This window comes from Arthrobacter cheniae (genome assembly GCF_003602275.1).
Taxonomy (GTDB): Bacteria; Actinomycetota; Actinomycetes; order Actinomycetales; family Micrococcaceae; genus Arthrobacter_D; species Arthrobacter_D cheniae.
Map to the genome: position 1 here is coordinate 464,735 of NZ_QZVT01000001.1, position 20,743 is coordinate 485,477.

Annotated in this window: 12 protein-coding genes and 2 pseudogenes; 10 read left to right on the forward strand and 4 right to left on the reverse strand. The window is 66.0% G+C overall.

What is annotated here, in order from left to right:
• The first annotated feature begins 140 nt into the window (after nucleotides 1-140).
• On the forward strand, nucleotides 141-1,445 hold the full coding sequence (locus D6T63_RS02205) for an aromatic ring-hydroxylating oxygenase subunit alpha (RefSeq protein WP_120147367.1): 1,305 nt from the start codon (nucleotides 141-143) through the stop codon (nucleotides 1,443-1,445).
• Nucleotides 1,442-2,860: a ferredoxin reductase gene (locus D6T63_RS02210; protein WP_120147368.1), complete on the forward strand. Its 1,419-nt coding sequence runs from the start codon at nucleotides 1,442-1,444 to the stop codon at nucleotides 2,858-2,860. The genes D6T63_RS02205 and D6T63_RS02210 overlap by 4 nt, the downstream gene beginning before the upstream one ends.
• Nucleotides 2,861-3,604: 744 nt before the next feature.
• On the opposite strand, the gene D6T63_RS02215 is transcribed toward D6T63_RS02210, so the two are convergent.
• Nucleotides 3,605-5,785 carry an acyltransferase family protein gene (locus D6T63_RS02215; RefSeq protein WP_120147369.1) on the reverse strand — a complete coding sequence of 727 codons (2,181 nt, stop codon included), beginning with the start codon at nucleotides 5,783-5,785 and terminating at the stop codon, nucleotides 3,605-3,607.
• A gap of 335 nt (nucleotides 5,786-6,120) precedes the next feature.
• Between D6T63_RS02215 and D6T63_RS02220 the strand changes: the two are divergent.
• The 4 genes and pseudogenes from D6T63_RS02220 to D6T63_RS02235 form a co-directional block, all read left to right on the forward strand.
• Nucleotides 6,121-8,162, forward strand: a pseudogene (locus D6T63_RS02220) (GcvT family protein); the annotation flags it as partial.
• Nucleotides 8,163-8,219: 57 nt separating this feature from the next.
• A pseudogene (locus D6T63_RS02225) lies at nucleotides 8,220-8,530 on the forward strand (GMC oxidoreductase); the annotation flags it as partial.
• Nucleotides 8,531-8,683: 153 nt separating this feature from the next.
• On the forward strand, nucleotides 8,684-10,657 hold the full coding sequence (locus D6T63_RS02230) for a penicillin-binding transpeptidase domain-containing protein (protein WP_120147370.1): 1,974 nt from the start codon (nucleotides 8,684-8,686) through the stop codon (nucleotides 10,655-10,657).
• Nucleotides 10,658-10,791: 134 nt separating this feature from the next.
• Nucleotides 10,792-12,282, forward strand: coding sequence for a flotillin family protein (locus D6T63_RS02235; RefSeq protein WP_120147371.1), 1,491 nt, complete (start codon nucleotides 10,792-10,794; stop codon nucleotides 12,280-12,282).
• 70 nt (nucleotides 12,283-12,352) lie between these two features.
• On the opposite strand, the gene D6T63_RS02240 is transcribed toward D6T63_RS02235, so the two are convergent.
• The 3 genes from D6T63_RS02240 to D6T63_RS02250 form a co-directional block, all read right to left on the reverse strand.
• Complete coding sequence (locus D6T63_RS02240) at nucleotides 12,353-12,754, reverse strand: YccF domain-containing protein (RefSeq protein WP_120147372.1); 402 nt, start codon at nucleotides 12,752-12,754, stop codon at nucleotides 12,353-12,355.
• A gap of 105 nt (nucleotides 12,755-12,859) precedes the next feature.
• Entirely contained in the window at nucleotides 12,860-14,536 is a 1,677-nt protein-coding gene (locus tag D6T63_RS02245; RefSeq protein ID WP_120147373.1) for a DEAD/DEAH box helicase, read from the reverse strand.
• Nucleotides 14,537-14,765: 229 nt separating this feature from the next.
• Nucleotides 14,766-15,788, reverse strand: coding sequence for a LacI family DNA-binding transcriptional regulator (locus D6T63_RS02250; protein WP_120147374.1), 1,023 nt, complete (start codon nucleotides 15,786-15,788; stop codon nucleotides 14,766-14,768).
• Between the two features lie 226 nt (nucleotides 15,789-16,014).
• Here D6T63_RS02250 and D6T63_RS02255 point away from each other — a divergent pair, with 226 nt between their 5' ends.
• From D6T63_RS02255 to yjfF, 4 genes are all read left to right on the forward strand, one after another.
• A complete protein-coding gene (locus tag D6T63_RS02255; protein WP_120147375.1) occupies nucleotides 16,015-16,995 on the forward strand; it encodes an ABC transporter substrate-binding protein in 981 nt (326 codons plus the stop codon).
• A gap of 104 nt (nucleotides 16,996-17,099) precedes the next feature.
• On the forward strand, nucleotides 17,100-18,623 hold the full coding sequence (locus D6T63_RS02260) for a sugar ABC transporter ATP-binding protein (protein WP_120147376.1): 1,524 nt from the start codon (nucleotides 17,100-17,102) through the stop codon (nucleotides 18,621-18,623).
• Nucleotides 18,620-19,651: an ABC transporter permease gene (locus tag D6T63_RS02265; RefSeq protein ID WP_120147377.1), complete on the forward strand. Its 1,032-nt coding sequence runs from the start codon at nucleotides 18,620-18,622 to the stop codon at nucleotides 19,649-19,651. The genes D6T63_RS02260 and D6T63_RS02265 overlap by 4 nt, the downstream gene beginning before the upstream one ends.
• Complete coding sequence (yjfF, locus tag D6T63_RS02270; RefSeq protein ID WP_120147378.1) at nucleotides 19,651-20,664, forward strand: galactofuranose ABC transporter, permease protein YjfF; 1,014 nt, start codon at nucleotides 19,651-19,653, stop codon at nucleotides 20,662-20,664. Before D6T63_RS02265 ends, yjfF begins: the two co-directional genes overlap by 1 nt.
• The last annotated feature ends 79 nt before the right edge of the window (nucleotides 20,665-20,743 follow it).

Below are 20,743 nucleotides of genomic sequence, written 5' to 3' on the forward strand. Positions count from 1 at the left end.
ATCTCCCAAATCTTGCGCTTTTCGTGCAGATCGATTGTGACTAATCTCATGACTACACGCTTTAGACAACGCCGGTTGCACCTACGAGCCCGGGGTCTTTACGAATCGCATCCTGACCCACCCCTCCCGGGAGGAAACACATGTCTGCTCCAGTGAACGTACCCCTCAACTCACGCGGAAAACTTGCTTCATCCTTGCCTGCCGAGCAGCTGGCGGAGATCACCGAGTTGTTCGCTTTCCGGCGCGTGGGATATTGCCTCGATGCCCCCTTCTACACCGATCCGACGATCTTCACCATCGACATGCAGGCCATTTTCGGTCAGCACTGGATTTTTGCCGCGAGCATGGCCGAGCTCCCGGAGCCGGGCGACTACGTCACCGTCGACTACGGGCCCTACTCCCTGATCGTGCTGCACAACGACGACGGCGGCGTGAACGTCCTGCACAACGTGTGCCGCCACCGCGGCGCCCGCGTCATGACCGAACCCGCGGGGACAACGGGAAACCTGGTATGCGGCTATCACTCCTGGACCTACTCCCCGAACGGCAATCTGATCCATGCCTCGGCACCGGGGGAAACGAAGTTCGACAAGGGCTGCTTCGGCCTCAAGCGCGCCCACAGCCGCGTGGTCGCCGGACTCATCTTCGTCTGCGTTGCGGACGAACCACCGACGGATTTCGACGAAACCGCAAAGATCTTCGAACCTTACGTCGCACCTCACGAGCTGTCGAAGACGAAAATCGCCTACCAGCAGAACATCGTCGAGGAGGGCAACTGGAAGCTCGTCATGGAGAACAACCGTGAGTGCTACCACTGCGACGGCCACCCGGAACTCGCCTGTTCCCTCTTTCCCACTTGGGGACTGACGGAGGGACTGATCCCGCCCCATCTCGAGGGGGCGTGGGACCGCCACAAAGATGCACAGTCCTCGCTCGAGGACCGTTGCCGCCGTTATGGTCTTCCCTATGAGATCGTCGAGGAGCTCGACACCCGCGTAGCGGGTGTCCGCATCTTACGGGAGTCGCTCGACGGGGTCGGCGAATCGTTCTCGCCCGATGGCCGCAGGCTGTCCAAGAAGCTGCTCGGCGACCTGCGGGACTTCCGCCTCGGCGCTTGCTCGATGCACCTACAGCCCAACAGCTGGTTCCATCTCCTGGGGGACCACGTCATCACGTTCGCCGTCTTCCCCGTCAACGAACACCAGACACTGGTACGCACCACCTGGTTGGTGGCCGACGACGCCGAGGAAGGCGTCGATTACGACCTGGAGAAACTCACCCACACCTGGAAGCAGACCAATCTGCAGGACAAGGCGTTCGTGGAGCTGTGCCAGAAGGGCGCCGGCAGCCCCGCTTATGAGCCAGGCCCGTACATGAAGAGCGAATACCAGGTCGAGGCGTTCATCAACTGGTACGTGCAGCGTGTGCAGGAGCACTTGGCATGATCGAACTCCACAGCGACACGACAATTCAGGAACCACGGCGCATTCGTGGTCTTGAGATGCCGTGGAACAGGGTGATGAGCAGTACCGAGGGACCCGCCGGTGCTGCCCGGGCGTTGGGTCCCTGGTATCCGCAGGAGTTCATGGCCGAATGTGTCGAGATCGTTCCCGAGGTGGGCGGCATGATGACTTTCGTGTTCCGCCGCTCCGACGGTGCGCCCCTGGCGTTCCGTTCAGGCCAGTACGTGAACGTCGCCTTTCCCGTGAACGGCGAGGACCAGGACGCGGTGGACCGAAGTTACTCACTGTCCAGTTCACCCACCCGGCCGTGGACCTTCGACATCACCGTCAAACGCGACCCCACGGGACTGGTCTCACCGTGGGTGCACGAAAACGTCAAACCCGGCACCGTCCTCGAGATGCTCGGGCCGGTCGGGGCATTCCACCTGCCCGACGCCGACCGGCGCGCACGGTACCTCCTGCTGGCCGCCGGCGCAGGCATCACCCCCATCATGTCGATGTTGCGGACCATCCACTCCCTGCCCGGCCAGGCCGATGTCGTGGTGCTCTATCACGGAGCGGCAGCCGGAGGCTTTGCGTTCCACCAGGAGTTGGCCTACATCGCCTCAGTGGACACACGCGTCAAGATCTTCTACTCCCTGGGGGAGCGCACCAAGGAACCCGAGGGATGGGAATGGCTCACCGGAAGGCTCACGGCGGCCATGCTCGACGAGGTGGCTCCCGATGCCAATGGCCGCCTGGTCTATGCCTGCGGCCCCGAGGCTTACCTGAACACCGCCGCCGAGCTTCTCGAGAAGCTCGGCGTCGATGACACCTCCATCCACATGGAATTCTTCTCTGGGAACCGCCAGACGCTCCTTGAATACCAGGTGGAGCTCGCCCATGCAGTGGACATCGCGGAGGAAATCGCCGAGGAAATTGCTGATTCCGCCGAGGACTACTACGAAAGCCAGCCCACCGCATTCGGGCTCTACGAGCCCGGCTACGACGCCGAGGGAACCCTGGAAGCCACTGGACTGCCGCTGGAAACAGCCGACCCGGATGCGCCCGGTCTCCAAGCTCCCGACGGGAGCCCGGACGCGGAGCAGGAAGCGGCGTCCCCCGATGTCTCGAGCTTTGACACGGTCGGAACGGGAAGCCTCAGGCTGTCCTTTCTGCGCACCGGGGTCAATGTGCGCATCGACCCCACTGAACACATCCTGGGGGTGGCCCAGCGTGCGGGAGTCAGGATCGGCGCGAACTGCAAGGAAGGCATGTGCGGCTCCTGCAAGGTCGTCAAGCTTTCCGGGGAGATCGAGATGAACCACCAGGGCGGGATCCGGGCTCGGGAGATCGATGCAGGCAAGTTCCTGCCCTGCTGCTCCACCGCGCGGACCGATCTGGTGATCGATGCCTAGCCGCTTCCAGTTGATGTCGGCCGGACAGCATCAGGGATTGCTTCCGCGACGCCGTTACTTGTCGGGCAGTCCCACAGAGGTTTTCGTGCTGCTTGTCCTGCAGCGCCACGGTGTTGCCTGAGGGGCGCTCATTGACCGCTAAAACGAGCAGGTAGCCAGCTGGCAGGTCCTTGTCGCCATTCTCGACTTATGCCTTCCCCAACCTAGCCCGGAGGACGAACACCGCCGCAGCTCGTTTTACTGGCTCCTACAACTCCGCATCGCAGATTGAGGTACTGGTCGGCGTGGTTACGACATCCACCGTAGGCGTGGCCCAACTGGGCACCGAGAGCGTTGCCAGGTCCGACGACGGCGGTGATATGGTCGGCTCAAATTTTGCGGACGCTGCCTGCCAGTCACTCGTATCGACAAATGTTCGACAAGGTGCATTGGACGCGGAGTTCAGACGTGGTGGCTCTTGGCGGTATCCGTGTGAAGCGGTTCGGTAGCAGAACGGTAGTAATCCAGTCACAGAGTAGTAGAGCTGGGACGGGGCATCAAAAGTAGACATAACGATCGGTTATCGGCGGATTGCCGGCGGAGCTTCAAAAGGAGTCGACAATCGGACTGCTGTTCCACCTGCCCGGGCGTATTCCCACGGTATGAGTGGGCGATATGAGAGTGAGCCAGTGGTGGGTCGGTCTCATGCTCTCTTGACGCAGTGTGGGTGGTCGTATGTGGAGCGGGGGCCGCTGTTGTGGTTGGTCACCGATTTTCTGGGGAGGACTGTCGGGATCGGAGGATGCCCCGGTCCAGGAGTTCGCTGCGCAGTGCGGGCGCGATCTCGAGCTGGTAGGAGGGCGTCATGTGGACGAGATCCCGCATCACCGGGGTGCTCCCCACAAAGCTCGGGCACCAGCCCTCCGCACAGAACCACAGTTCCGGGGAGATGAAGGAGCCGTTGAGCTCGCCAGCGAGCTCCTGCTCCGCGGTGGCGAACGTGCGCCACCGCTGGCGGACCTGCCCCGCGCAGAAGGATGGTTCGGCGATCTTCGAGTAGCACTTTTGGATGTCTGTGGTGAGGGGTGGGGGTGAGAGGAAGACGACGGAACCCACGGAATCGCTGAAGCGGGAGACGATGCTCGCCGTGCTGTCCTTCCACTCCTCGGTGGTCAGGGATTCATCCCGGCCCATGGGGAAGCGGGGTTCGTAGGTGTTGGCGATGATCACCACGTCCGGCCGGAGATCATTGATCGCCTCCACCACCTGCTCCTTACGCCCCTCGCACGCCCGGAGCAGCCTTGCCGACGGGTTCCGGATCAGGAGCTCGGTGAAGGTGCACCCCGATGTCCCGAGTCCGGTGACCGCCCAGCCGTCGGTGGAGCCCACGGCCTCCCGTAGGGCTGACGTCCACGAGATGGCGATGGAATCACCGACCACCACCACCCGCCGGGTGGCATCGGGGTCACCCCAGGTGCAGGCGCTGACGGTGATGGGCCCCGTGCCGCCGCAGGCAGTGATGTCCGCGGGAGCTAACTGGCCGTTCATGGCCTCGTCAATGGTCGGGTCCAGCTCGGGCCAGTCACTGCTGCGGAGGGCCGCGCGAATCTGCTCCTGCAGTGCCGCGGTCTCCTCCGAGACATCGACGGCGGGTGTGTTTGACAGCTGGATACTCCGCGAATGCGCGGGGATGTGGGGGATGCTCACAGCGCACACCACCGCCGTGAGTGCGGTCGCTGCTGCGGCCCGCCGGAAGCCGGCGCCCCGCGCCGTTCTCCTGTCCGCCGTCGTCGTACCTCCGGCCCTCGCCTTCCAGCCGGAGAGCCAGGTGGACCTGCGGACGGGATCCTCGATGAGGTGGTAGGAGAACACCGCGAGGAGGAGCATCGCGGCAGCGCATCCCAGGTAGAACAGGGGAGCGCGGTTGAGGAACACGGCGCCGCCGAGAATGACCACCGGGAAGTGCCAGAGGTACAGCGAGTAGGAGATGTTGCCGAGGTACCCGCTCACGGGATTGGTCAGGGGCAGCAGGAACGCGTGGTGCTCCGCACCCGTACCGGCCAGGATCACGAGGACCGCGCCGAGGACCGGGAGGAGAGCCCACGGCGCAGGGAAGGCCGAGGACGAGTCGATGAGGAACAGCGCGGCCAGCATCAGGCCCATGCCCAGCCAGGCGAGCAACGGGCGTACCCGTGGTGCGAGCCGTGAGCACAGCGGCGCGGCACAGGCCAGCGCTGCTCCGGCACCGAGTTCCCAGGCACGGGAGAACGTGGAGAAGTACGCCTGCGTAGGCGAGGACTGGGTTTCCCAGAGAGCCCACGCGAACGATGCCGCGGAGATCAGGCCGATCATCAGGCCCGCGCCGACCCTGGCCCGGGAACGGCCGCCGCTCGGGTGTCTCGCCACCAGTGCCAGCACCAGGAGCATGACGGCGGGCCACACGAAGTAGAACTGCTCCTCGACGGACAAGGACCAGAAGTGCTGCAGGGGAGAAACCGGGACGCCAACACGGAAGTAGTCGGTGCCATCGGCCGCGAAACGCCAGTTGGCCCCGAACAGCGCCGCTGCCCCGCCGTCCTGCGCCGTCTCGAGGAAGCGGGAGGGCCCGAAGACCGCGAAGGCGCCGAGCAGGGTGGCCAGGATCGCGGCGGCGGACGCCGGGATGATCCGCTTGATGCGCCGGCGGTAGAAGTCACCGAAGGAGATGCGCCCGGTCTTCTCGAACTCCCGGAGGAGAAGGCCAGTGATGAGGAAGCCGGAGATGACGAAGAAGATGTCCACGCCGATGAAGCCGCCGCTCGGCCACCCGATCAGGTGATCCAGCACCACCACCACGACCGCCAGGGCTCGCAGGCCCTGGATGTCCGGCCGGACGCGCGTCCTCTCGGACGCTGCCTCTCGGCGGGACCCCACGCGAGCGGGACCGGAGGAGGACACGGTGTGCATGGGAACCTTCGGATAGCGTGCAGATGAGCCCCCTCAACGATTTTACGGCACGCTGGCGTAAGGGCTCTGTGGCAACCAACAGCGGGACGGACTGTCCCACTGTTCGGCGCTTGTTCGGTCCGCGGTCCATCGAGTGCAAGTCGTAGAACTGCCAAGGCTGTGCTTTTCGTTGTCTTAACGGCAACAGATCGTCTAGATCCGGCGTCCGACCATTGCCGTGATGATAAGACCAGAGGAGACGTCTCAGACTCAAAGTGGACGTATGACCGCTGGGGCTGCCCATGGTCTGACTCGCGCGGCGATCTCTTTAGGCGGCGAGTGAGTGCTCCACCTCGGCGGCCCGCGCCGTACAGCTGCTGATCAGCCGCACCCGTGAAGCAGGGGTGGCCTACCTCGGCTCCACCACGGTCACCGGTGTCACGCAGTCGGCAGGCAGGGTGACAGGCGTCGAGACCTCCGCCGGAGTGATCCCGGCGGACATCGGGGTGTCGTGCGCCGGATTCTGGGGACGTGAGCTGGGGAAGCTCGCAGGCCTCGATGTGCCGCTGCTGCCGCTGGCTCATCAGTATGTCAGGACCACGCCGCTGAACGGACTGCGCGGTGCCGATACCCTGCCGAACGGGGCCAGCAAGCCCATCCTGCGCTACCAGGATCGCGACCTCTACTTCCGCGAACACGGCGACAGGATCGGCATCGGCAGCTATGCCCACAAGCCCATGCCCGTGGATATGGGCAACCTGCCCGCAGTCGACGCCGAGCACATGTCCGACCACCGCATGCCCTCCCGCCTGGACTTCACGCCCGAGGACTTCGCCTCCTCCTGGGAGGACTCCCAGGATCTGCTGCCGGCCCTCCGCGCAGCCCGGATCGACGACGGTTTCAACGGAATCTTCTCCTTCACGCCCGACGGCGGCCCGCTGATGGGGGAAGCCCCCGACGTCGGAGGTCTGTTCGTCGCCGAGGCCGTCTGGGTGACGCACTCTGCCGGCGTCGCGAAAGCAATGGCGGAGCTGCTGATCGAGGGTCAGTCCCGCACGGACCTGCACGGCTGCGAACTGACGCGCTTCGAGGAAGTCCAGACCAGTGACGCCTACGTCCGCGAGACGGCCCAGCAGAACTTCGTGGAGATCTACGACATCCTGCACCCGCTACAGCCCAGGACGTCGCCCCGGGACCTACGCGTCAGTCCGTTCAACGTCCGCCAGAAGGAGCTCGGCGCGTTCTTCCTCGAGTCCGCGGGATGGGAGCGCCCACACTGGTTCGAAGCCAATCGCGGACTGCTCGAAACCCTTCCGGCGGAGTGGCAGGCGCCGGACCGCGACGAGTGGTCCGCCCGGTTCTCCTCCCCCATCTCCGCAGCAGAAGCGTGGAGGACGCGTACCGCGGCTGCCCTGTACGACATGACGCCGCTGAAACGGTTGTCCGTGACCGGTCCGGGCGCACTGACCCTGCTGCAGCGACTCAGTACGGGCAATATCGCCAAGAAGCCGGGCGCTGTGACGTACTGCCTGCTGCTCAATGACGACGCCGGCATCCGCAGCGATGTGACAGTCGCACGGCTGGAAGAGGAACTGTTCCAACTGGGCGTGAACAGCAACGTGAACTTCGACTACCTCCGGGTCCACGCCCGGAAACAGTCGGCCGCGGACCCCGCCCAGTGGGTACATGTCTCCGACATCACCGGCAGCACCTGCTGCATCGGGTTGTGGGGGCCGCTTGCCCGGGAAGTCATCGGCAAGGTCAGCAGTGACGACCTCAGCAACGAGGGGCTGAAGTATTTCCGGACCAAGCAGATCTCGGTCGGCGGCATCCCGGTCACCGCCATGCGGCTCTCGTATGTGGGCGAACTCGGCCGGGAGCTCTACACCACCGCCGACCACGGACTGAAGCTCTGGGATCTCCTGTTCGACGCCGGGCAGGAGCACGGCATCATTGCAGCCGGGCGCGGCGCCTTCAACAGCCTGCGACTGGAGAAGGGATACCGGCTGTGGGGCACGGACATGACCTCCGAGCACCACCCCTACGAATCCGGCCTGGGTTTCTCCATCGCCAAGGACAACGCAGGCTCGGTCGGAGCGAAGGCGCTGGCTACCCGGAAGGACCAGCCTGCCACCAGAGCCCTGCGTTGCCTCACGATCGACGACGGAACCTCCATGGTTCTCGGCAAGGAACCGGTGTACGTCAGTGGTGAGGCCGCCGGCTACGTCACGAGTGCCGCGTACGGCTACTCCGTCCAGAAGCCGATAGCGTACGCGTGGCTGCCCGCCACCGTCGGCATCGGTGATCCCTAGAGGTCGAGTATTTCGGAAAACGCCTCGCTGCCACCGTCACGGCTGAGCCTCTTTTCGATCCAGGCATGGAACGGCTGCGTGGCTGAGCTGCGTTACAGGGGGATCGGGACCTTCGCGACGACGGAGGAAGGCCTCGACCGGCCTGCCTCACACCGAACGTCAGGCATGCCCGTTCCCGCGGGACCGTGTGACTGCGGAGCAGTGACTTCCGGGACAAGCCGATGGTCGACCCGCGCTACTTCATCGATCCGCGCGACATGCGCGTGATGATCGCCGGCATCCGCAGGGCCCGACGGACATCCGGAACCTGCGGGTCGCCGATGCCTCCGTCATGCCGGAACTCACGACCGTGAACCCGAACATCACCACCATGATGATCGGCGAGCGGTGCGCCGATCTCGTCAAACAGGCTCGCGCCCACTCCCTCGTCACGCGACTGGCCGCCACCGCCTGATCCGACCGGCACAGGATACTGCCTGCACCGGTGGACCAGGCGGCCGACCGGTGCAGGTGAACCACCTGCACCGGTCGGCCCGCTCGACGCTCCCGGCGTGGCGCACGGTTGCTCCAGCCGGGGCCTTTCCTGTTCTCGGTCATAATGGGCCGTATGGGGAACCTTCATCGCGCGACCTCCGTCCTGACCGCTGCCGTCCTTGCCCTCACGCTCGCGGCCTGCACCGATGACCGTCCGACGGCCGAGGACGCCGCCCGGACGCTTGCCGAGGGACTGGCACGGCTCGACGTCGCGCAGTCGGCCTTCACCGCCGCGCAGCCGGCCGAGGTGACCGGCCAGCTCACCGCGATCACCGAGGGCTTCGTGCCGCCTGCTCCGACGGTCACCGTCGCAGGAGTCGAGGAGACCGGGGAGGACAGCGCGACGGCGACCCTCGACTACGTGTGGGACCTCGACGACACCGACCAGGACTGGACCTACAGCACGACGGCGGACCTCACGCGCGTCGAGGACGTCTGGCAGGCCGAGTGGGCACCTGGCGTGTTCGTCCCGAATCTCCTCCCGGACGAGAAGCTGGTCCTGACGAGCGTCCCCGGGGACCGCGGGGACATCACCGGTGCGGGCGGCGAGGTTATCGTCACCCAGCGGCCCGTCCTCCGCGTCGGCATCGACAAGACGCAGGTCCCCGAGGTGGAACAGGCGGCGTCGGCGCGCGCGCTCGCGACCCTGCTCGAGCTCGACCCTGCCGCCTATGAGCAGCAGGTTGCGGAGGCGGGGGCTGAGGCGTTCGTCGTGGCGGTCGTCCTGCGCGACGACGCCGCGCGAACCGTCACCGACGCACAGATCGATGCCATCCCGGGCGCCTTCCGCGAGTCGGACACGCTCGAACTCGCACCCACCCGCACGTTCGCCCGGGAGCTGCTCGGCAGCGTGGGCGCGGCCACCGAGGAACTCGTGGAGCAGTCCGACGGCGCCATCCGCGCCGGGGACGTCACGGGACTCGGCGGGCTGCAGCTGCAGCACAATGACCGGCTCGGAGGAACGCCGGGACTTGCAGTCGACGCTGCCCCCATCGAGGCGCCCGACACTCCGTCGCAACGCCTGTTCGAAAAGCCCGCGGTCGACGGTCAGGATCTGGCAACGACGCTCGATCCGCGTCTGCAGGCCCTCGGCGAGGACGTTCTCTCCGACGAGCCCTCGGCGTCGTCGATCGTGGCCATCCGGCCGAGCACGGGTGAGATACTCGCTGCCGCCAACGGGCCCGGCAGCGAAGGGCTGCAGACCGCCCTCCTCGGCCAGTACCCGCCGGGATCCACGTTCAAGATCGCCACGAGCCTCGCGCTTCTCAGGCAGGGGTTCACGCCGGAGACCCCCACCGAGTGCAACGAGGAGGTGACGGTAGACGGCCGGACCTTCAACAACGCGAGCACGTTCCCTGCGCAGTTCCTCGGCACCATCCCGCTCCTGGAAACCTTCGCGCAGTCCTGTAACACCGGCTTCATCTCCGCTCGGGACGACATCAGCCAGGATGAGCTCGCGAACGCGGCTACGGACCTCGGCATCGGCGTCACGGCGAGCATCGGCACGCCGGCCTTCTTCGGCTCCGTGCCTACCGAGGCCGAGGGGACGGCGCACGCCGCAGCCATGATCGGCCAGGGCGAGGTCCTGGTCTCACCGCTCTCCCTCGCGACGATGGCAGCGTCCGTCGGTGCGGGCTCGCGCGTCACGCCGACCCTCCTCGCATCCGGGGAGCAGGCGGAACCGGAGCCGGGCACCGAGAGCGCTGCAGCCTCCGAAGCGCCCCAGGGATCCGCATCCCCGGCGCCCACCGATGAAGCAGAGCCGAGTGCATTCACCGCGGCTGAATCCGCGACGCTCAAGACCCTCATGACCGCCGTCGTCGCCCAGGGCGGGGCACAACTGCTGCAGGACGTCCCGGGTGAACCCGTGCTGGCCAAGACCGGGACCGCCGAATTCGGCAGTGAGACTCCCCCTCGGACGCATGCGTGGGTCGTTGCATTGCAGGGAGACCTCGCCGTCGCCGTCTTCGTCGAGGAGGGCGAACTCGGCTCGACCTCCGGCGGGCCCCTGATGCAGGCGTTCCTGACGGGCGTCGCAGCCGGTTAACCATCCAACGACCAGAAACATCTACTTCGACGACATGGGGGTCGGATCACAGCAGGGCAGGCAGTAGCTTGACCATCCTCCGGCGCGCAGATGCTGCGCCGGAGGCAATTCGAAAGACCGTTGAAAGGGTCGCAGTGGATTTCTCGTTCGTACCGATCGTCATCGGAGCCATCCTCCTCGTTGTCGTCCTCATCGTTGTGGCGATCCTCGCGAGGATGGCTCTCCATATCGCCAGTCCCGACCAGGCCCTGATCATCTCGTCCAAGGACAGCAAGGGCCAGCCCGACGTCGACAGCCAGCGCGTCGTCTTCGGCCGCGTCTTCATCAATCCGTTCACGCAGCGGGCCTACCCGCTGTCCCTCGCCTCGCGGCAGGTCTCGCTCCGGATCGAGGGCATCTCGCTCAACGGGATCAAGCTGCATCTCACCGGCGTGGCCCAGGTCAAGGTCGGCGGGGACGCGGACGCCGTCCGCAAGGCGGCTCAGCGATTCCTCAACCAGCAGGACGCCATCGACCACTACACGCAGGAGACGCTCTCCGGCTCGCTGCGCTCCATCGTCGGCACCCTGACCGTCGAGTCGATCATCCGGGATCGTGCCACCTTCGCCAAGAGCGTCAAGGAGGAGGCCGAGCACTCCATGCACAACCAGGGCCTGGAGATCGACACCTTCCAGATCCAGTCGGTCGACGACGATTCGGGTTACCTGAAGAACCTCGGGCGCCCGGAAGCGGCGTCGGCGGAGCGCAACGCGAAGATCGCAGAGGCGCGTTCGGTGCAGGAATCGGAGCAGGCCCGCGCCATCTCGGACGAGCAGGTGGCGCTGGCGCAGCAGCAGCTCACGATCCGGCGCGCCGAGCTCAAGGAAGAGGCCGACGCACGGCAGGCCCGTGCCGACGCCGCAGGACCGTTGGCGCAGGCGGAGCAGAACGAGCAGGTCATCATCCGCGAGCAGCAGGTTGCCCTGCGCCGTGCGGAACTGCGTGAGCGCGAGCTCGATACCGAGGTCCGCAAGCCCGCCGACGCCGAGAAGTACCGACTGATCCAGCAGGCGGAAGCGAAGCTCGAGGAGCGTCGTAGGGCATCCGCGGCCACCGAGATCGAAGCCCGGGTGGATCTCGCGAAGCGGAAGCTCGTCGCCGAAGGCGACCGGGTGGCAGCTGAAGCCGACGCCGCGGCGAACACCGCACGGGGTACCGCGGAAGCAGCGATCAACACGGCCAAGGGACGTGCGGAAGCAACGGTCATAGCCTCACGCGGCAACGCGGAGGCGGAGTCGACCGAAGCCCGGGGAAAGGCGGAAGCAGCCGCTATCGCTGCACAGGCCGAGGCCTACCAGAAGTTCAACCAGGCCGCCATCCTGTCCAAGGTCCTGGAGGTCCTTCCGGCCATGGCCCGTGAGATCGCAGCACCGATGGGCGCGATCGACACCATGACGGTCATCTCCAACGATGGCGCGAGCCAGCTCAGCAGGAATGTCTCGACAGGTGTCCAGCAGACCACCCAGATGGTCAAGGACACCACGGGACTCGACATCATCGCGCTACTCGGTGATCTGCTGAAGAACGCGGACAGGCCCGGTTCGAAGGGCGCCGGCGGGTCGACCGTCGTCGGGGGTTCGGACTAGCACCCGCGAAAAGGGCCGCCGCGATCGGATGATGCGGCGGCCCTTTTTGCTGTCCCGGCGGTCCCGCGCGTCAGCGGTAGGTCTGCAGGTACGGTCCCGACGACGGGACGATGACCTTGCCGAGCGGCGCCAGCGACACCGGGATCAGCTTCAGGTTGGCGATACCGAGCGGGATGCCGATGATGCTGACGAACATCGGGATGGCTGTGAGCACGTGGCCGATGGCGATCCAGATTCCGGCGACCAGCAGCCAGATGACGTTCCCGACCGCGGAGAACGCGCCCGTGCGCGCGCCCCGGTTCACCACCGTCTGCCCGAAGGGCCACAGGGCGTAGACCCCGATCCTGAACGAGGCGATGCCGAACGGGATGGTGACGATCAGCGCGCAACAGATGATCCCTGCCGCGAAGTAGCCGAGAGCCAGCCAGATGCCGCCGAACAGGAGCCAGATGACGTTCAGGAGTGCGTTCATTTCTCCATTGTTCCGCACACCGCCTGCTGCTGCACCCTCCCTCGACGCAGAAAGGTCCCTACCCGTGCGGGTAGGGACCTTCATTATGCGTGCGGCTCGTTGGTACTAGCGCGTGCGGCGGTCATTCGACGCCGGCGCATTCGCCCGGCGGGAGCCACCGGGACGGCGGGCACCCTCGGCGCGCGGTGCCGACGACGGCGCGTGGCTGCGCTGGCCGCCGGCGGCAGGAGCCGCGGCGGCGGGGCGACGGACGGCGTCGCCCACGCGCTGTCCCGATGCCGGACGACGGCTGCGCGTCGTCGTCTCCGACGTCGTGCGGGGCTCCTCGGAGCGGCGGCGTGATCCACCGGTCTTGGCAGCAGCACCGGTGTCGGTGCCGAAGCGAGGCGCCTGCGGCTGGTCCTTGCGGCGCTCGGCGCGGTTGCCCTGGGCGGACTGCGGGTCGGCGGAGACACGTCCGCGTCCGCCACGTCCTCCGCGTCCACCTGCTGCGGGAGCTGCGGCTCCACGGCGTGCGCGCTTCCGCTCGGCGTTGGCACCCGTCGACGTCCCATCACCGCGGCTCGTCTCGCGCTGGGCGAGAAGGGCTGCGCGGGTGCGGGGGTCGATCTTGTCCGCCACGTCGCCGATGAGCGACTGGACCAGCGGAGAGGTGGCCTTGACGTTCTGGAAGGCGACATCGACGCCGGCCGCCTTCATCAGCTTCTGTACCTCGGACTTCTCCTCGGGCAGCGTGATCGTGACCACCTTGCCCGACGAACCCGCGCGGGCCGTACGGCCGGAGCGGTGCAGGTATGCCTTGTGCTCGGTCGGCGGATCGACGTGGACCACGAGTTCGACGTCGTCCACGTGAACGCCGCGCGCGGCGACGTCCGTCGCGACGAGCACCCGTACGTCGCCCGTGGAGAACTCGGCGAGGTTCCGGTCGCGGGCATTCTGCGACAGGTTGCCGTGCAGGTCGACGGCGGGGATACCGGCATCGGTGAGGGTCTTGGCGAGCTTGCGTGCGTGGTGCTTCGTTCGCATGAACAGCAGGCGGCGTCCGGTACCCGATGCGAGCTGGACGATCAGCTGCTTCTTCTGCGTCTGGTCACCGATGAGCAGCACATGGTGCTCCATGGTGGTGACCGCTGCCTGCGGATCATCGACCGAGTGGGTGACCGGCTTGGTCATGTACCGGTTGACGACCTTGTCCACGCCGTTGTCGAGCGTGGCCGAGAACAACAGGCGCTGGCCGTCGGCCGGCGTCGTGTCGAGCAGCTTCTTGACGACGGGAAGGAACCCGAGGTCGGCCATGTGGTCGGCCTCGTCGAGGATGGTGATCTCCACCGATTCGAGGCTGATGAGCCTCTGGCGCATCAGGTCCTCGAGGCGTCCCGGGCAGGCGATGACGATATCGACGCCCGCTCGCAGTGCCTTCTCCTGGCGCTGCTGGGAAACCCCGCCGTAGATCACGGTGGTATTCAGGCCGAGCTCGTTGGCCAGGGGTTCCACCGTCGCGTTGATCTGGGTGGCGAGCTCACGGGTCGGGGCGAGCACGAGGGCCAGGGGACGCCCCGGCTTGCGGCGGTAGGCCGCTTCCTGCTCGGCAAGGCGCGCGACCATGGGAAGCGCGAAGGCGAGGGTCTTGCCCGAGCCGGTGCGGCCGCGACCGAGAACGTCGCGTCCGGCCAGCGAATCGGGAAGGGACTTCACCTGGATGGGGAATGGTTCGGTGATCCCCTGCGCGGCGAGGTTCTCGACCAGCGCTTTGGGCACACCAAGGGCAGCAAAAGTAGTCATGTGAAGTACACGAACTTTCTTCTCATCTTCCCCGGCATCGGTTGACGCAGGGGTTCGCCGAAGAAAAGTCAGACAGTGTCTACCGCGCTCACGATCCTGGGAGCTAAATGCGGGACAAAAGAATGCGCTCATCGACGCAGGCCGCGCTGTGAACCGACGGAGATATCCGACGTGCGCAGGCCAGTAGGTCCAGTTTATCAGGAGAGGCCCCGTATGCCCGCATCGTGTGCTAGCAGGGGGCGTCGCGCCCCCTCGCCGGGGCCGTACTCGAGCGCACCACCAGCCTGGGGCTGGATGCATCTGCTGCGGAGGACGCCGGCTCCAGACCGATCAGCTCTTCGATGCAGAGACGCCCGAGGTCATGGAACTCCTGGCGGAGAGTGGTGAGGGACGGCTCGTAGTACTCCGCCTCCGGGACGTCGTCGAACCCGATGACGCTGATGTCCGCCGGAACCCGGCACCCGCGTTCCTTCAGAGCCTTCAGCAACCCGAGTGCCATCTGGTCGTTGCTCACGAAGATGGCGGTGGGTCCGCCCGACACGTCGATGGCCCGCCCGGCCTCGTAGCCCGACCGCGCGCTCCAGTCGCCCTGATAGACGGGGCCCTCGGCCAGCTGATGGTCCTTCAGGGCCGAGCGCCAGCCCTCCAGCCGGCGCTGGGCGTCCACCCAGTCGAGCGGACCGGCGAGATGGGCGATCCGCTCGTGCCCGAGAGCCACGAGGTGGTCGACGGCGTCGGCCGCAGCACTCTCCTGGTCCAGCGCGATGTCACCGACCCGATGGTGGCCGCCGCCGACGGTGAGCATCGGGATGCCCGTCTGCACCGTCGCGAGCACCTCGAGGGCCGATACGTGGGGGGTGATAGCGATGACACCCTCCACGCCGTGGTTCAGCAGGTCGCTGAGGGCCTCATCGATCGTGGGCACGGAATAGTCCTTGAGTGTCACCACTGTCAGGAAATAGCCGGCCCTCCGGGCTGCGTCCTGGATGCCCATGAGGACGCTCGAGGGACCGTACTGAGCCAGTTCGCCTGCGAGGATTCCGATGGAGTGGGTCCTCCCGGTTGCGAGCCAGCGTGCGGCGGCGTTCGGGCGGTAGTCGAGTTCGAGGATGGCAGCGCGTACTTTGCGCCGCGTCGCCTCGCTGACATTCGGTCTCCGATTGACCACGCGGGAGACGGTCTGGTGCGAAACTCCAGCCAGGGAAGCCACGTCGGTGAGGCTGGGATTCCGGGGGGTGGTCACGTCAGTCACACTTCCACCCCTTCCTCCGCGAATCCAGGCGGACCGCCGCACCCAACCGCTGCCGATCCCCCTGCTTCGATGGAAACACCCGCTGTCAAGGAGTGTGGCCGAGTTGTGTCTCAAATCACTTGACCGGCAAATTGTTAGCGTTCACAATTCTCGGAGGGCATGAAGCCCGCGCAGCAACGACGGTGCACTCGATCCTTGCTGTGGTTCCTACATCCAGGAGGCAGCAGTGTTCAAGAAAACTTTCGTAACGGTCATCGCGGCCACGACCCTCGCCCTCACCGCGTGCGGTGGAGGAGCCGGGACCGGCGGCGGCGGCGGAGGCTCCGAGGACGGGATCACCATGGGCTTCGCCCAGGTCGGCGCAGAGAGCGGCTGGCGCACGGCGAACACCAAATCGGTGCAGGAGTCCGCCAAGGAGGCCGGCGTGGACCTGAAGTTCTCCGACGCCCAGCAGAAGCAGGAGAACCAGATCAAGGCCATCCGGTCCTACATCCAGCAGCAGGTGGACGTGATTGCCTTCTCGCCCGTCGTCGAGTCGGGGTGGGACACCGTACTGAAGGAAGCGAAGGACGCCGACATCCCCGTCATCCTCACCGATCGCTCCGTCGACTCCGCGGACACATCCCTGTACAAGACGTTCCTCGGCTCCGACTTCGTCGAGGAGGGCAAGAAGGCGGGCGACTGGCTCGTGGAGGACTCTGCGTCGACGGAGGGCCCCGTGAACATCGTCGAGCTGCAGGGCACCACCGGAGCCGCTCCCGCCATCGACAGGAAGGAAGGTTTCGAGGCAGCGATCGCCGCGGATCCGGACCTGAAGATCGTCGAGTCGCAGACCGGCGACTTCACGCGAAGCGGCGGCAAGCAGGTCATGGAGGCCTTCCTCAAGAACACGCCGGACATCGACGTCGTCTACGCGCACAACGACGACATGGGACTCGGCGCGATCGAAGCCATCGAGGCCGCGGGCAAGGTTCCCGGCAAGGACATCAAGATCATCACGGTCGACGCCGTGAAGGACGGCATGGCGGCGCTCGCCGAGGGCAAGATCAACTACATCGTGGAGTGCAACCCTCTCCTCGGCGACCAGCTCATGGACCTGGCCGCCAAGGTGGTCGCAGGCGAAGAGGTCCCGGCCCGCGTGGTCACCGAGGAATCTGCCTTCACGCCGGAGCAGGCCAAGGAAGTGCTCGCGAGCCGCGAGTACTAGGACCACTGACCGGACCCGGACGCGGCGCAGCCCGAGGACGGGTCCATGGCCTGTGGGATGCGGTGGGCTCCCACCCACCGCATCCCGCGCAGGAAGACACAGACATGAACGAGATCGTCCCCGTAGTCGACATGAACAACATCTCCATCGAGTTCCCGGGGGTCAAGGCCCTCGACGGTGTCAGCCTCAGGTTGTTCCAGGGCGAAGTGCACGCACTCATGGGCGAGAACGGAGCCGGGAAGTCCACTCTCATCAAGGCACTCACCGGCGTCTACGCCATCGACGGCGGCACCATCACCGTCATGGGCGTCCAGCACAGCTTCTCCACCCCTGCCGAAGCCCAGGCCGCACGGATCAGCACGGTCTACCAGGAGGTCAATCTCTGCCCCAACCTCTCGGTCGAGGAGAACATCCTGCTCGGCCGGGAGCCCCGCCGTCGGGGAGGCATCCACTGGCGCGAGGTCCGGCGGAAGGCGAAGGACGTCCTCGAGCAGTTGCAACTGGGACATATCGACCCCGGGTCGATCCTGTCCTCCCACTCGATCGCCATCCAGCAGCTGGTCGCGATCGCGCGGTCCGTCCAGGTCGACGCCAAGGTGCTGATCCTCGACGAACCCACGTCCAGCCTCGACTCCGACGAGGTGCAGCAGCTGTTCACGGTCATCCGGACCCTTCGGGACCGCGGGGTCGCCATCCTGTTCGTCTCACACTTCCTGGAACAGGTGTACGACATCTCCGACCGCATGACCGTCCTGCGGAACGGGAAGCTGGTGGGTGAGTTCATGACCCGGGACCTGCCGCGCATGGGGCTCATCTCGAAGATGATCGGCAAGGAGATGGACGCCCTCGCCGAACTGGAGGAGGCGGAAAGCCGCAGGGAACCGGACAGGTCGGAACGGGTGCCGTTCGTCCAGGCGGAGAACCTGGGGCGGAAGGGGTCGGTCCAGGATGTGACGGTCGCCATCCACGCCGGAGAGATCCTGGGACTCGCCGGACTCCTCGGCTCGGGCCGCACCGAGACCGCCCGGCTGCTGTTCGGCGCGGATCGTGCGGACCAGGGGCAGCTGCGGATCGGCGGTACGGCCCGGACCCTGCGCACCCCGCGCTCCGCGATCGATCAGGGCGTCGCCTTCTCCTCCGAGAACCGGAAGGAGGAGGGCCTGATCAGCGACCTCTCGGTGCGCGACAACCTGGTTTTGGCCATGCAGGCCAGCAAGGGCTGGCTGCGGAGAGTCCCCGGCCACACCCAGGACCAGTTGGCCGAGAAATTCATCAGGGCCCTCGACATCCGCCCGGCCAACAAGGACGCGCTGATCCAGAATCTCAGTGGCGGCAATCAGCAGAAGGTGCTGCTCGCCCGCTGGCTCATCACCAACCCCAAGCTGCTCATCCTCGACGAACCCACCCGCGGCATCGACATCGGAGCGAAGACGCAGATCCAGAAGCTCATCAGCAGCCTCGCATCCGACGGCATGTCGATCATCTTCATCTCCGCCGAACTCGAGGAAGTACTGCGCCTGAGTGACCACATCGCCATCCTCAAGGACCGCAGGATGGTCGCCGACATACCCAACGACGGAGTCACTATGGAAGACGTCATGACGATCATCGCGGGATCCAACGCATGAACGCCCTGCTGAAGCATCGCCTCACCTGGCCCGTACTCGCCCTGGTGCTCCTGCTCGTGCTGAACCAGTTGTTCCGCTCGGACTTCCTGTCCGTCCGTGTCCAGGACGGCCACCTGTACGGCAGCCTGATCGACATCCTCCGCAACGGGGCCCCGACCATCCTCATCGCGCTCGGAATGACACTCGTCATCGCTTCACGCGGCATCGATCTCTCCGTCGGGGCAGTGGCCGCCATCGCCGGTGCAGTGTCCTGCACCTACATCTACAACTCGCCCGATCCCACCTCGTTGCGGACCGCTGCCATCGGTGTGTCCATCGCCGTGGTCGCGGGTCTGGCGCTCGGGCTGTGGAACGGTTTCCTCGTTGCCGTCATCGGCATCCAGCCCATCATCGCGACCCTCGTCCTCATGACAGCCGGCCGGGGCCTGGCCCAGTTGGTCACGGACGGTCAGATCATCTCCGTCTCCAACGACCCCTACCAGGCGATCGGCGCCGGCTTCTTCCTCGGCCTTCCCATCTCCATCCTCATAGCGGTAGCAGCCTTCGCGGTCGCCGGGCTGCTCACGCGGCGGACCGCCCTCGGCACCCTCATCGAAGCGGTCGGCATCAATCCTGTTGCCAGCCGCCTCGCCGGGCTCAATGCGCGCACCATCACCTGGACGGTCTACGTCTTCAGCGGCCTCTGCGCGGCCATCGCCGGTCTCATGATCAGCTCCAACGTCACGGCTGCCGATGCGAACAACGCCGGACTCTACATCGAGATGGACGCCATCCTCGCCGTCGTGATCGGCGGGACGTCCCTGGCCGGGGGACGCTACAGCCTCGTGGGGACTCTCGTCGGGGCACTCATCATCCAGACCCTCACCACGACCGTCTACACCCTGGGCATCCCGCCCGAGGTCACCCTCGTCTTCAAGGCGCTCGTCGTCATCATCGTCTGCCTCCTGCAGTCCAGCAAGGCGCGGACCCTCCTCGGGAAACGCAAACGTCCGCTGACGGAACAAGCCGAAGTGAAGGTGGCAGTCTGATGTCGGTCCTCACCCGTACCCCTGCCCCGCAGGGCCGCACCCGTATCAGCAGGCTGCAGGGCAAGGCCCGCTATGCGCCCACCCTCGCCACCGTCGGGTTGTTCCTGGCCATGTTCGCCGCGGGAGCGATCATGTACCCGGGCTTCCTGTCGGGACAGGTCTTCCTCAACCTCCTCATCGACAACACGTTCCTGATCGTGCTGGCCGTCGGGATGACCTTCGTGATCCTCACCGGCGGTATCGACCTCTCGGTCGGTTCCGTCGTCGCCCTGTCCATGATGATTGCAGCGGCACTCCTGCAGGCCGGCTGGAACCCGATAGCCGTCATCGCCCTCGTCCTGCTGACCGGCGCCACGTTTGGGCTGCTGATGGGACTGGTCATCCAGGTGTTCGAGATCCAGCCGTTCATCGTCACCCTCGCCGGGCTGTTCCTCGCCAGAGGACTGTGCTACGTGATCAGCGTCGACTCGATCACCGTCACCGATCCCTTCTTCACCGCCATGGCACAGGCCCGGATCCCCCTGACGGGGAACCTGTTCATCGCGCCCGGCGTCGTGATCGCGCTCGTCGTCGTCGCCATCGCCTTCTACGTCCTGCATCAGACGCGCTTCGGCCGCACGGTGTACGCCATCGGCGGCGGGGAGTCCTCCGCGCTCCTCATGGGGCTGGCCGTCCCGCGCACCAAGGTCCTCGTCTACGGGATCAGCGGTCTGTGCTCAGCAATCGCAGGCATCCTCTTCTCCTTCTACAGCCTCTCCGGGTACAGCCTTGCAGCGACAGGCCTCGAGCTGGACGCCATCGCCGCAGTGGTGGTGGGCGGGACGCTGCTCACCGGAGGGTACGGCTACGTCCTCGGATCCCTCGCCGGAGTGCTCATCCTCGGGATCGTCCAGACCTTCATCTCCTATGAGGGAACCCTCAGCTCATGGTGGACGCGCATCGTGATCGGTGCCCTGCTGCTCGCCTTCATCCTCCTGCAGAAGCTTTTCTCCCGGAAGGTGAAACTCACCTGAAAGGCCGTGCCGGAACTCCGCCCCGCACCCCCGACCCTTCCGTCTGGGAGAGTGGGAGGACCAGCGCCGAAGCTTCGCC

Excerpts from the sequence above, each read along its gene's own strand:
- D6T63_RS02205 (WP_120147367.1), top strand. The coding sequence starts at position 141 with ATGTCTGCTCCAGTGAACGTACCCCTCAACTCACGCGGAAAACTTGCT.
- D6T63_RS02210 (WP_120147368.1), top strand. The coding sequence starts at position 1,442 with ATGATCGAACTCCACAGCGACACGACAATTCAGGAACCACGGCGCATT.
- D6T63_RS02215 (WP_120147369.1), bottom strand. The coding sequence starts at position 5,785 with ATGCACACCGTGTCCTCCTCCGGTCCCGCTCGCGTGGGGTCCCGCCGA.
- D6T63_RS02230 (WP_120147370.1), top strand. The coding sequence starts at position 8,684 with ATGGGGAACCTTCATCGCGCGACCTCCGTCCTGACCGCTGCCGTCCTT.
- D6T63_RS02240 (WP_120147372.1), bottom strand. The coding sequence starts at position 12,754 with ATGAACGCACTCCTGAACGTCATCTGGCTCCTGTTCGGCGGCATCTGG.
- D6T63_RS02245 (WP_120147373.1), bottom strand. The coding sequence starts at position 14,536 with ATGACTACTTTTGCTGCCCTTGGTGTGCCCAAAGCGCTGGTCGAGAAC.
- D6T63_RS02260 (WP_120147376.1), top strand. The coding sequence starts at position 17,100 with ATGAACGAGATCGTCCCCGTAGTCGACATGAACAACATCTCCATCGAG.
- D6T63_RS02265 (WP_120147377.1), top strand. The coding sequence starts at position 18,620 with ATGAACGCCCTGCTGAAGCATCGCCTCACCTGGCCCGTACTCGCCCTG.
- yjfF (WP_120147378.1), top strand. The coding sequence starts at position 19,651 with ATGTCGGTCCTCACCCGTACCCCTGCCCCGCAGGGCCGCACCCGTATC.